The 12,853-nt window shown below is 70.4% G+C and carries 3 protein-coding genes; all 3 read right to left on the bottom strand.

The features are described from left to right. Nucleotides 1–53 precede the first annotated feature (53 nt). The 3 genes from ACFRMN_RS07415 to ACFRMN_RS07425 all read right to left on the bottom strand — a co-directional run bounded on the left by ACFRMN_RS07415 (nucleotide 54) and on the right by ACFRMN_RS07425 (nucleotide 12,292). A complete protein-coding gene (locus tag ACFRMN_RS07415) occupies nucleotides 54–1,718 on the bottom strand; it encodes a phytoene desaturase family protein (RefSeq protein ID WP_383014668.1) in 1,665 nt (554 codons plus the stop codon). Then, a complete protein-coding gene (locus ACFRMN_RS07420; RefSeq protein WP_383014670.1) occupies nucleotides 1,708–11,226 on the bottom strand; it encodes an amino acid adenylation domain-containing protein in 9,519 nt (3,172 codons plus the stop codon). The genes ACFRMN_RS07415 and ACFRMN_RS07420 overlap by 11 nt, the downstream gene beginning before the upstream one ends. A 145-nt stretch (nucleotides 11,227–11,371) precedes the next feature. Then, nucleotides 11,372–12,292 (bottom strand): sterol desaturase family protein, encoded by a 921-nt coding sequence (locus ACFRMN_RS07425; RefSeq protein WP_383014673.1) that lies wholly within the window; start codon nucleotides 12,290–12,292, stop codon nucleotides 11,372–11,374. Nucleotides 12,293–12,853: the final 561 nt, after the last annotated feature.

Below are 12,853 nucleotides of genomic sequence, written 5' to 3' on the forward strand. Positions count from 1 at the left end.
CGGAACCCGGGTCGGCGGCGGGGGCCGGGGCTTCCCGGGCGCTCACCATGCGCTCACCGGACACCCCGCTGTTCGAGCTGCGGCAGCCGGCCCAGCTTTCCCGGATGCCACGGCTCCGTTCCGCCGCTCTCCCAGGCGCGGAATTCCAGCCCCAGTTCCTGGCAGATGAACTGGGTGACGAACCGTCCGCTCGCGGCGGCGCGGATCAGGCTGCCGCCGCCGAACCACTGCCCGGCCAGCGAGAAACCTCGTAGGCTCGGCAGCCGCATCCGGTCCTTGTTGATCAGTTCCGTGATCACGTCGTCGGCGTCGGTGAAGGACTTCCAGCCCAGGATGCTGCCGCCCCGCACACCGGTGTACCGCTCGGTGGTCGTGGGGGAGGCCACATCGATGACCTCGATGGTCTCGGCGATGCCGGGGTGGTGCCGCTCCAGAAAGGCGCGGACGAAATCGGCCACCTCCTGCTTGCGCGCCCAGTACGCCTTGCGGTCGGTGCGCCGCAAGTCCTTCCAGTACGCGTAGTCGCTGAAATACGTGCAGTGCACGACCGACTTGCCGGGTGGGGCGAAACCGTCCGAGTAGCGGGAGCGCAGCTGGACGACCATGCTTTTCTGCAGCACGCTCGGCAGGGCGGCGCTGTCCTCGTCGGACAGCAGATAGGTGGTGCTGTGCCTCTCCGCGGGGTCGAACTCGCCCTTGAGCCCGACGAAGGCGGAGACGACCCCGGAGTAGACGAGCTCCGGGCGGTCCATCATCCGGAAGAGCTTGTCGACCCTGGGACTGGTGTACCGGCCGTCGAGCAGCCCGTGGATCGTGGTGTAGCCGTCGCAGGCGGAGACGACGTGGTCGGCGTAGTGCCGCTCGCCACCGCGCAGTTCCACACCGACCGCACGATCGTTCTCCACCAGGACGCGCGCCACCCGGGTGCGGTAGTCGACCCGCCCGCCCAGCGAGGTGTACCGCTCTTCGACCGACCTGGCCAGGCCCAGCGAACCGCCCTGCGGGAAGCCCGCGTTCCGGTGGTGGGCGCTGGCCATGTTGAACAGGTACGGCAGCAGCGGGAAGACCTCGTGGTCCTGGAAGAAGATGAACGGGAACGCCCGGCGCAGCAGCGGGTCCTGGAACCGGTCGGAGAAGCGCTCCATACGGGTCACGGCGGTCCGCCAGAACAGCAGGAAGTCCGGCAGGATCACGCGCAGTTCGGCCAGCTTCTCCCTGGGCGTCCGAAGAGGCGGGGGAGTGATGAACGGATAGTGGTTGATGCCGATGAAGCGCCTGAGATCACGGCAGAAGGCCCGGATGGGCCGTGCGTCGACGGGCGAGATCTCCAGCAGGTGCTTCTCCAGCCGGTCGGGGTCGTTGTAGAACGTCACCGCCCGCCCGGCGTCGTCGACCACGGTGTTGAACATCTCGAAGTTGGCGATGGTCTTGCCGTCCAGGGCCCCCAGCTCCCGCCACACCCGGTTGGCGTCGTTGCCGGAGCCGGTGCCGGTGAGCCACTCGATGCAGTAGTCGAAGACAAAGCCCTGCCGGGACCACGCCGTACAGCAGCCCCCCGGCAGGACGTGCCGTTCGAAGACACGGGTCTCGGCGCCGCTCATCTGGGCGTAGCAGCCGGTGGACAGCCCTCCGATGCCGGCGCCGACGATGATGACCCGGGGCTTGTCGCCCGGACTTCGCTCACGCCGCCGCCACACGGGCCTGCTCTCACGCGACATGCGTCTCACCTCCGGCGAGACCGGTGACGCCGGTGAGGATGGCGACGGTGAGTTCCGCGTTCCGCGCGAGATGCTTCTCGTCGAGCATTTCGGCATGTGTGCCGCGGCCCCGTAGCAGTTCGGTGCGGGTGGTCGAGCTGCCGTGCCAGGTGCCGCGCCGGCCCGCCGAGTAGAGGGCCGCCTTCCGCTCGTCGGAGATCACGCTGACGGTCGCCGCGACCGTGCCGAGGTTGGGGGTGCGGCCGCAGAAGTCCAGGTACTCCCTGGCCTGGGCGAGCGTTTCGTCGGCGACGGCCGTGGAGCGGGTGTGGCGGTGCAGATGGCCACGCAGCTCGTGCTCGAACGCCTCGACGTGCTCGGCGGCGAGCGAGTGGGCCTCCAGGATGCGGTACGAGTCCATGATCACCACATGCGGAACCTCACGTCCGCGCCCTTCCAGTTCCTTGGCGACCTCAAAGGCGAGGTTGCCGCCGAGCGAGTACCCGAACACGGGGCAGGGACCCTCGGGGCGCAGTGTCTCGATGAGGTCCGCGTAGCGGATCACCTTGTCGTCGCCGTCGACGTGGTTGAAGGCGACAAGTTCGTACTGGGGCAGCTGCGTGGCGAACCGGCGGTAGACGAGTCCGTGTCCACCGGCCGGAGGGAAGCAGAACAGCGTGGGGCCCTGGCCGGTGTTGAACAACAGATAGGGCCGGCCGCCGGAGATCCTGCCGGTGATGATGTCCTCGACCGTCCTGGCCATGCCGTGCAGGGTCGTGACCTTGAAGAGCAGGCTGACCGGGACGGTGATGTTGAACTCGGCCTGGAGCCGGTGGATCAGCTCGATGAGCTTGATGGAACTGCCGCCGGAGGCGAAGAAGTCGCTCCGCAGACCCACTTCTCCCAGCGGGAGCAGGGACTGCCAGTGGGCGGCCATCCGCTCCTCGTAGAGCGTGACCGGTGGTTCATGGCCCTCCTCGCCGGACTCGGCCCGGGGCTCCGGCAGCGCGGCGACGTCGACCTTGCCGTTCGAGGTGAGCGGCAGAGTGTCGAGCGCGGTGAAGTAGGCCGGGATGAGATAGGTGGGCAGCCGCTCGGCGAGATGACCGCGCAGCTCGCCCGGGTCCGGCTCGCTCCCCGCCACCGGTACGTAGTAGGCGCACAGGGCCGCCTCCCCCCGGGCGTCGGTACGGACCGTGACGACGGCCTGGGCGAGGCAGGGCAGGGACATCAGCGGATACTCGATCTCGCCGGGTTCGATGCGGTGGCCGCGCACCTTCAGCTGCGCGTCCGCGCGGCCGAGGAGGTGGATCAGGCCCCTGGCGTCCCTGCGGGCCAGATCGCCGGTGCGGTACAGCCGCTCGGGGGCGGCCCCGGGACCGCGGTCCAGGGTCAGGGACACGAAGCGCTCCGCGGTCTGTTCGGGGTCGCCCGCGTACCCGAGGGCGAGACCCGCGCCGCCGACCCACAGTTCGCCCGTGACGCCGGGCGGTACGGGGTCGTGGTGGTCGCTCAGGATGTGCAGGGAGCAGTTCGGCAGCGGCTTGCCGATCGGCACCTGCTGGTTCGGTTCGAGTCCTTCCGTGGGGCCTTCGAAATACGCGCTGTCGATCGTCGCCTCGGTCAGGCCGTACGAATTGATCACCCGGGTGTCCGGGCCGCACAGGCCGCGCAACCGCTCGTACTCCTCTACCTTCCACGCGTCGGAGCCGACGATCAGCAGCCGCATGAAGTCCAGCCGGTGGCCGCCGTACGCGCAGTGGTCCATGAGCGCGCGGGCGACGGCCGGGACGAACTCGGCGCAGTCGACGCCCTCGGCGGTCATCGTCTCGTACAGCCGGGCGGTGTTGAGCAGCAGATCGCGGCCGATCAGGACCAGCCGGCCGCCCGAACACAGGGCGCGGACGAGGTCGCCCGTGAACACGTCGAACGAGACGGCGGCCAGCTGGAGATGGACACCGGGCTCCCTGCCGAGGCCGTACTCCTCCTGCCAGGCGGCCTGCACGGCGGCCAGGGCGCGGTGGCTGACGCGCACGGCCTTGGGGCGGCCCGTCGACCCGGAGGTGTGGATGACATAGGCGGGCGAGTCCGGATCGGTGCGGGGCCCGTAGCGGAGTGGCGCGCCGCCGTCCGCCCCGGCGGGGCCGTCCGCCACGAGGACATCGGTGAGAATCTGGACCCCCGGGGCCGCGAGCCGTTCCCGGTCCGCGGCGCCGGTGATGACGAGGGCCGCCCCCGCGTTGTCCCGCATGAGGGCGAGCCGGTCGGTGGGATGGTCGGGATCGAGGGGCAGATACGCGGCGCCGGCCTTGAGGACGGCGAGCAAGGTGACGATCAGCCCGGGTGACTTGGGCAGGCACACGGCGACGACATCCCCGCACCCCGCACCCAGGTCGGCCAGGCGGCCGGCCAGGCGCCGGGCCCGGCTTTCCAGCTCGCCGTACGTCAGATGCTCGGTGCCGCCCGTCTCGGACGGTACGGAGACCGCGACGGCGTCCGGGTGGCGGGCGGCGGCCTCGGAGATCAGCTGGTCCACCGGCTTGTCGTGGGGGAGTGAGCGCCCCAGCGCCGTGGAGTCATGGATGAGGCGCGCGCGTTCCTCGGCGCCGAGCAGGTCGAGACGGGCCACCGGCCGCTCGGCGGGCGCGCGGGTGAGGGCGTCGAGCACATTCACGTAGTGCTCGGCCATCCGGCCCACGGTCTCGGGCAGGAAGAGATCGGTGTTGTACTTCAGGACGCAGTGGAAGCACCGCTCCGCCTCGTCCTCGTACGCCGACAGCGTCAGGTCGAACTGGCCTTCCTCCTCGGGGAGTTCGATGTAGTCCAGGTGGTATCCGTACTGCTCGGAGGCCACTTTGTGGGCCAGCAGGATGAACATCGCCTGGAAGACCGCCGACCGGCTCGGGTCGTGCTGAAGGCCCAGCTCCTCCACGAGCAGGACGAACGGGTACTCCTGGTTGTCGAGCCCGCCCAGAACGATCCGGCGGACCTGGGAGAGCAGCGCGGCGACGGACGGGGCGCCCGACAGGTCGGCGTACAGCGGGAGCGGATTGACGAAGTAGCCGTAGACGGCGGCGAATTCCTCATCGGTGCGGCCGGTCACCGGGCTGCCGACGATGATCCGGTCCTGGCCCGAGTAGCGGTGCAGAAGGACGTAGTAGGCGCTCAGCAGCACCATGTAGACCGTGACGTCGTGCTCACGGGCGAGGGCGTGCACGCGGGCACTGAGGTCCGCGTCCAGGACGAAGAACTCGGACGCGCCGTTGTGGGTCTGCACCGCCGGCCGCGGTTTGTCGGTGGGCAGATCGAGGGCCGGCACCTCGGCGGGCAGACTGCCGCGCCAGTAGTCCAGCATGCGCCGCGCGTCGGGAGACGCCAGGAACCGGTTCTGCCGGTTCAGGAAGTCCAGATACCGGGCCGGTACGGGCGGCAGCGCGACGGGGCGGCCCTCGCGCGTCCCCTCGTACAGCGAGAGAAGTTCCTCGATGAACGTGAAGGTCGAGACGGCGTCCGAGATGATGTGGTGGACGGCCTTCATGATGATCCAGCGGTCCGGGCCGCGCTTGAACAGCCGGATCCGGATCAGCGGGTCGTTCTCAAGGTCGTACGGCCGGCGGTACTCGCGGACGATCAGATCGTGAATGTCGTTCCAGTCCCGGTCCTGGACGTCGAACAGCCCCACGTCGGGTTCGCCCGCGGCCGAGATCCGCTGCACCGGACGGCCGTCCTCCAGCGAGAAGTTGGCGCGGAGCATGGGATGCCGCGCCACGAGCGCACGGACGGCGTCGAACATCAGCTCCGGTTCCAGCCGGGTCCTGACCTCGACGGCGCCGCCGATGTTGTAGGCGAAGCCGTCGGGGTTGAGCTGCTTGAGGAACCACAGCGCTTTCTGGTTCTGGGTGAGGGGATGACAGGACTCGTCCTCGTACATCTCGACCGCGGCGGCGGTACCCGAGGTGTCCGCCGTCTCCGCCGTCTCCGCCATCTCCGCCGTCTCCGCGACGAGAGCCGCCGCCCGGTGCAGCTGACCGCTCAGTTCGGCGGCGGGAGCGCCGCTGAGCAGAGCCACCAGAGGCAGGGCGACACCGGTCTCGGCGAGGACGCGAGCGCGCAGCTCCATCGCCAGGAGCGAGTCGAGACCGAGGGCGGCCAGGCTGTTCGTCCGCTCGACCTGCTCGGAGGGCACCCGCAGCACGGTGGCGGCCATCACCGTGAACCGCTCGGCGGCCAACTCGGCGCGGCGCTCCTCGTCCGCAGCGCGGAAGACATCGAGGAAGCTGCCGTCCTCGTCGGATCCGGTGCCGGTGCCGGCGCTGTCGGCGAGTTCCGTGACGAGCGGCGGCGGCGACGCGTACCAGGCGAGGAAGACCTTCCAGTCCACCACCGTGGCGACCAGCAGCTGGGGACGCCCCTGGCCGAGGACACGCTCCAGCACGGCCATGCCCGCGTCCGGCGAGAGCGAACTCATACCGCGGCCGGCGCGATAGTGCTCGACCAGACCCAGCTCCTCGATCATGCCGGTCGCCCAGGGGCCCCAGTCGATGCTGAGCGCGGGCAGTCCGCGGGCGCGGCGGTGGTGGGCCAGCGCGTCGAGGAAGGCGTTTCCCGCCGCGTAGTTGGTCTGGCCCGCGGTGGTGAGCAGAGAGGCGATCGAAGAGAAGAGGACGAAGTGATCGAGCGGTGCGTCGCGCAGCTGCCGGTGGAGCAGCCAGGCACCGGCCGCCTTGGGCGCGAGTACGGAGTCGAAGGCCGCTCGGTCCATGGCGGGCACGAGCGTGTCCCGCACGTGCCCGGCGAGATGGAACACGCCGCGCACGGGCGGGGCGTCCTGGCTCCGGTAGGCGTCCAGCCACGCCACCAGGGCCGGTTCGTCGCTGACGTCGAGCCGCGCGTGGACCGCGTGCGCGCCAAGGGCCTCCAGCTCCTTGACGAACCGCGCGTTGCGGTCGGCGGGCGAGTCGCTGTCCAGCTCACGCCACGTGGCGCGGTCGGGGAGGGGGGTACGGCCGACGAGGATGAGGTGACGGGCACCGCGCCGCACGAGGAAGCGGCACAGGAGCCGGCCCAGGGCGCCGAATGCCCCGGTGACGAGATAGGCGCCGTCCGGCCGCAGCCGCGGCGGAAGAGGGCGGGTGAGGCCGCTGGGGCGGGTGAGCCTGCTGATGAGGCGGCGGCCTCGGCGCAGAACGATCTCGTCCTCGTACTGACCGGGATGCGCGGCGGCCGTCAGGATCTCGTCCAGCAGGGACCGCGCCTCCGCCCCTCGCCCGTCGGCCGCCCGCGCGCCGTCCGGTACGAGGGGGAGGTCGATCAGCTTGCCCCGATGCGCGGTCAGTTCCTGGTGGCGCAGGACGCGGCCGATGCCCCAGGCCGGAGCGCCCAGTGGCTCGACGGCGTCGCCGGGATCGGCGGCCTGTGTACCGCGTGTGACGATATGCAGAGCGGCGGGCGCGGCGATCTGCCGCCGGTCCTCCTGAAGCGCCTGCGCGAGGGCGACCAGGGAGTACGCCCCGGTGGCGCTGTGCTCTTCGAGGCGCCCGCGCTCGGTCTCGTCCAGGGCCGGCAGATCGAGATTCCAGAGGTGCACGACGGTGTCGACGGCCATGGCGGGATCGGAACCCTCCGAGTCCTCCGCCAGATCGGCCAGCAGCCGGCGCAGGTCGTCGGCGCTGCCGGGCAGCACGGTCGAGGTACGCGCGCCTCGGCCGATCGTGTACGAGTCGCCGGGGCGTACGAGGTGACAGCGGCCTCCGGCCGCGGTGACGAGCTCCGCGAGCGCGTCCGCGACTCCGCCGGGCGCGTCGGCGAACAGCAGCCAGCCGCCGGGCGCGGGAGCGGTGGCCGGATCGGACTCAAGAGGGCACGCGGTCCAGGTGGGTTCGGCGAGCCAGTTGTCGATCGTGCCCAGCCCGACGGCGGCCGACGCCTGCTCCACGTCGGCGGCCCGGAAACCGCTGACCTGGCCCAGCGGGAGGCCGTCGTCGCCGTACAGGGCGATGTCCCCGACGAGTTCGCCGTTCCGCCGCCGGGTGACGGTGGCATGGACCCACAGCGGCCGGTCGCCGACCGGGCCGGTGCGTACCTCGGCGATGGACAGGGGCAGCAGGATGCCGGTGGACCCGCCCGCCCGGCCGTCGTCCCCCGCCGGGGCGGGCAGGGCGCGCGGACCGTCCAGGCTCCCGGCGGCGAGAAGAGCCTGGAAGCAGGAGTCGAGCAGGACGGGATGGACATGGTGGCGCGCCGCGGCGTCGCCGATGGCCTCGGGCGGGCGGATCCGGGCCAGCGCCTCGCCGCGGCCGGTCCACACCTCCTCGATGCCCTGGAACGCGGGACCGTAGTGGTAGCCGAGAGAGCTCAGCGAGGCATAGCAGGCTCCGCTGTCGAGATGACGCTCGCCGCGTGCCCTGACCGCGTCGATGTCCAGCGGCGCCGGCGGAGCGGGGCGGTGGTCGGCGCGGGCCACACCGCTGGCGTGGACCACGCGCTCCCCGCTCTCGCCGGTGCCGGTCGCGACGGTGAAGGAGGAGTCCTCCAGGGAGAACGCCAACTGCACGGTGCGGGGCGCGTCATCGGGAAGGAACAGAGCCTTGCGCAGTTCGATGTCGCCGAGCGCGGTCTCGGTGCCGCCGGTCAGGGTCCGTACCGCCTGAGCGGCCATTTCGAGGTAGCCGGCGGCCGGGAACACGGCTCGCCCCTGGATGCGGTGGTCGGCCAGGTACGGGGCGGTCTCAAGGTCGAGCTCCGTCTCCCACACCGGCTCCGCGGTGGCCAGCCGGCGGCCGAGGAGAGGGTGGTCGACCCGGCCGAGCCTGACCCGCGCCACGGGATCCGGTTCCGTCCAGTACCGGTCGCGCTTCCACGGGTAGCCCGGTAGCGGTACGTGCCTTCCCGCGGGCTGGAGCACGCCCCAGTCGATGTCGAAGCCGGAGTTGTGGAGCGCGGCGAGCGAGGTGGTGAAGCGGATCTCCTCGTCCTCCTCACGGCGGATGGAGGGCAGGGTCACCACCTCCGCGCCTTGCTCGGCCGGTCTGTTCGCCAGGCATTCCCTGATCGCGTGGGCCAGTACGGGATGCGGGCCGATCTCCAGGAAGACGCGGTGGCCGTCGTCGGCCATGCGCTCGACGGCCGAGCGGAACAGGACGCGGTCGCGGACGTTGTTCCACCAGTAGTCCGCGTCGAGTTCGGTGCCATGGGCCCGGCCTTCACGCGCGGTGAGGTAAAGCGGCACCTGGGCGGGGCGTGGTTCGATGCCGGAGAGGCAGGACAGCAGTTCGTCCTTGATCTCCCCCATGCGGGCGCTGTGGTAGGGCACGCGGACGGTGAGGTACTTGGCGAAGACCTTCTCCGCGCGCAGCTCTTCGGCGAGTGCGCCAAGGGCCGTCTCATCCCCGGCGAGGGTGATCGCGCCCGGGCTGTTCACCGCGGCGACGGACACCAGGTCGCCGTACGGCTGGAGGCGGCGCGCCGCCTCGTCCTCCGTGAGGCCCACGGCGAGCATCGTTCCGGTACCCGCCAGCCGCTGTTGCAGACGACTGCGGTGCACGACGATCCGCGCCGCGTCGCGCAGGTTGTACACGCCCGCTTCGTAGAACGCGGCGACCTCACCCGTGCTGTGACCGACGACCGCGCCGGGGTGCACCCCATGAGCGCGCCACAGCGCGGCGAGGCCGATCTGTACGGCGAAGTTGGCGGGCTGGGCGAGCCAGGTCTCCGCCATCCGGGAGTCGGCCGCGTCCGCGCTCATCTCCTCGATGAGGGACCAGCCGGTGAGCGCGGCGATCTCGCGGTCGCAGCGTACGACGGCGTCCCGGTAGACGGGCTGCGAGGCGAACAGCTCGCGGCCCATGCCCCACCACTGGGGGCCCATGCCGGTGAACACCCACGCCGGCCGCCGTCGGTCCTCGCGCCGTCGGCCCACGAGCACGCGGGGGTGGGCCTCGCCCCGTACATGCGCCGCGAGCGCGTCGTCCAGGTCGTCACGGGAGGAGTAGACGACGGACAGCCGGGCGTCATGGTGCTGGCGGCGGTGCGCGAGTGTGTGACCGAGGTCCGCGAGGGGCACGGCCCGCCCGGGGGCGCCCGCGGCGGGCTCCGCCAGCTCCCGGCGGATCGCCTCGGCCAGTACGGGCAGGGCGGACGCGTCGCGCGCGCTCAGCGGGAGGACGCTGTGGCGCGGGCGGGGTACCGACGGCCGCGCCTCGGCGGTGGACGGCGGTGCCTCCTCCAGCAGGACGTGCGCGTTGGTGCCGCCGAAGCCGAACGAATTGACGCCGGCCCGCGCCGGGCCCTTGTGCGCGGGCCAGTCGGTGACCCGCGCCGGAATGCTGAAGGGCGCGGCGTCGAGGTCGATAGCGGGGTTGATCCGCTCCAGGTTGATGTGCGGCGGGATCGTGCGGTGTTCGATGCTGAGGGCGGTCTTGATGAGACCGGCGATTCCGGCGGCCGACTCCGTGTGCCCGATGTTGGTCTTGACCGAGCCGACATAACAGGGAGCGTCCGGTTCGCGGCCGATGGCCAGGGCCCGGGTGAGCGCGTCGGCCTCGATGGGGTCGCCGACCGGGGTGGAGGTGCCGTGGGCTTCCACGTACTGGAGGCTGCCCGGTGCGATCCGGGCCGCGGCGCACACCCGCTCGATCAGGGTGACCTGGGCGTCGGCGCTGGGTACCGTGATGCCATTGGTGCGGCCGTCCTGGTTGACCCCGCTCGCGGTGATCACGGCGTGGATCGGATCACCGTCCCGCAGGGCGTCGGACAGACGCTTCAGCGCTACGACACCGACGCCCTCGGCGCGCACATATCCGTCCGCGCCGGCGTCGAACGTACGGGAGCGGCCTTCCGGGGACAGGAAGCCGCCCTTGGTCTCGGCGATCGTGTACTGGGGCGTCAGATGCAGCAGGGTGCCGCCGGCCAGGGCGAGGGTGCTCTCACCTCGGCGCAGGCTCTCGCAGGCGAGATGCACGGCGACCAGGGATGAACTGCACGCGGTGTCGATGGAGACGCTGGGGCCGCGGAAGTCGAAGCAGTGCGAGATGCGGTTCGACACCATTGTCATCATCGTGCCGGTCGCCGTGTGCGCGGCGAGGGTGTCGAACCGGAGGTCGGAGAACTGGAGGATCTTGTAGTCCAGGGTGAACGCGCCGATGAACACACCGACATCGCCTCCGGCGAGTTCGGCCGGCTTCTGGCCGCCGTCCTCCAGCGCCTCCCAGGTCACCTCCAGCAGCTTTCGCTGCTGTGGGTCCATGTGGTCCGCCTCGCGGGGGCTGATACCGAAGAAGGCGGGATCGAATTCGTCGAAACCGTCGATGTATCCGCCCCGGCCACCCACCAGACGGCCGGGCTTGGTCCTGTCCCGGCTGCCGAGGGCGGTCACGTCGTACCGGTCGCGTGGTGTCGGTGTGATGCAGTCCTTCCCGTCCAGCAGGTTCTGCCAGAAGGTCCGGTGGTCACCGGCTCCGCCGGGGAATCGGCAGCCGATGCCAATGAGTGCGATCTTCTCGGGAGGCGTGGTGGGGAGCGATTCAGCCATGGAAGGGTCCTTGAGTCGTCAACACGCAACGTGCACGAAGGGCAGGCACGGGCACCCGGGCCTCAGCGCCGATGCGGTGGCGGAGAGCGGGTGCGGTACGGGCGACGCGAAAGCGATGTGTTCGCGAAAGCTGGGAGCTGGGAGGTCAGCCCGCGGTTTCACCGGCCTTCGCCGACCGTCGCCAGGGATGCACCAGGGTGGCGACGATCGAGCCGGTCCCGGGGAACGAATCCGGGTCCACGAGGCCGACCGCGGCCGGTTCGCGACCGGGCCGCCAGGTGAAGCTGCCGAACGCCCGGTCCCAGATGGAGAGGTCGGAGCCGTAGTGCCCGGCCTCGGCCAGATCGGTGCTGTGGTGCAGCCGGTGCAGTTCGGGCCCCACGAAGACATGGTTGAGCGGGCCGAGCCTCACGGCGACATTGGCATGGACGAAATACCCCTGGGCGACGACGAACAGGCCCACTCCGAAGACGGCCGTCTGCGAGAACCCGACGAGGGCCAGTGCCAGTTGAGTGAAGCCCTGGGAGATCAGAACGTCCATGACGTGATTGACGCCGTTGTTGGCGACGTTGACCTTGTCGGGCACATGATGCACGCCGTGCAGTCGCCACAACCACGGATTGGTGTGTCCGAGCCGGTGCACGACATAGCTGGCCAGCGAACCCAGCAGCAGGGCGAGAGGTATCTCGCCCCAGAGCGGAAGCGCGGGTTCGGCGGTGGCCACGACGCCCACAGCGGCCACCACCAATGACTGCGCCAGCCCGCCGCCCACCGCCGTGAGGAGGTAGTACACGGCGTACCAGCGCCACTCCCGCCGACTGGGGTGCCAGGTGCGCTCGTACGGGATCAGCCGCTCCAGCCCCGCGAGGTAGCAGAGCATCGTGAGCTGAAAGACGAAGGTGACACGGCTCGGGTCCCAGCCGTGCCGCGCGGTCATGGCGAAGACGACCACGACCGAGAGCAGCAACAGGGGATGGGCGGCCCGGGCCAGCAGCGCACGTGCGGTGTCCCGCGCGTCCCGCCCTGAAGGGGGCCGGCCCGCGCCAGATATCGAAGAACCGGACATTTCACCCCGTCGTTCATGGGTCGCCAAGTGGAACGTTCGCGAGCACCCCGCATAGCGGAGACGCCTGTAACAGCATGCTGTGGATCAACTACTGGTAGCAATATCGCCTGGTCAGCGTGCGGGGGTGCACAGGGCCATCGGGTCTTCGGCGCGCGCCCCCGGCGCACCCCCGGCGCGCCAGCCGACTGGCCCGGATCCTGGGGACCCACACGATCAGGCGACCAAAGAACGGAAATCAAGCCTCATGACCCCCGCTCTGCTACGGCAGTGAGAGAGCGGATTCCCGGCGAGACGTACTGGGCAGGGGCGGCCTGTTGATGACGGTCGCTCAGGCCTCGCGAGTACGTGGTCGCTGTGTGTAGGTTCCACGCTTCGCCCTGCCTATACAAGAAATAGCCGTTTCGTGTGGACGAAACTCCTGGAAGATGCAGGGTCCCAACAATGACTGTCGGTGGAGCGGCTCAGAGCACTGTCACGCTTCTTCGCGATGCTGCCCAGCGCGGCGACCGAAGGTAAAGACAGCGGCGGCATCGAGTTCATGAAGAACCCAGGCGACGCCCA

It is taken from the genome of Streptomyces sp. NPDC056835, from assembly GCF_042789485.1.
Lineage (GTDB): Bacteria > Actinomycetota > Actinomycetes > Streptomycetales > Streptomycetaceae > Streptomyces.

Excerpts from the sequence above, each read along its gene's own strand:
- ACFRMN_RS07415 (WP_383014668.1), bottom strand. The coding sequence starts at position 1,718 with ATGTCGCGTGAGAGCAGGCCCGTGTGGCGGCGGCGTGAGCGAAGTCCG.
- ACFRMN_RS07420 (WP_383014670.1), bottom strand. The coding sequence starts at position 11,226 with ATGGCTGAATCGCTCCCCACCACGCCTCCCGAGAAGATCGCACTCATT.
- ACFRMN_RS07425 (WP_383014673.1), bottom strand. The coding sequence starts at position 12,292 with ATGTCCGGTTCTTCGATATCTGGCGCGGGCCGGCCCCCTTCAGGGCGG.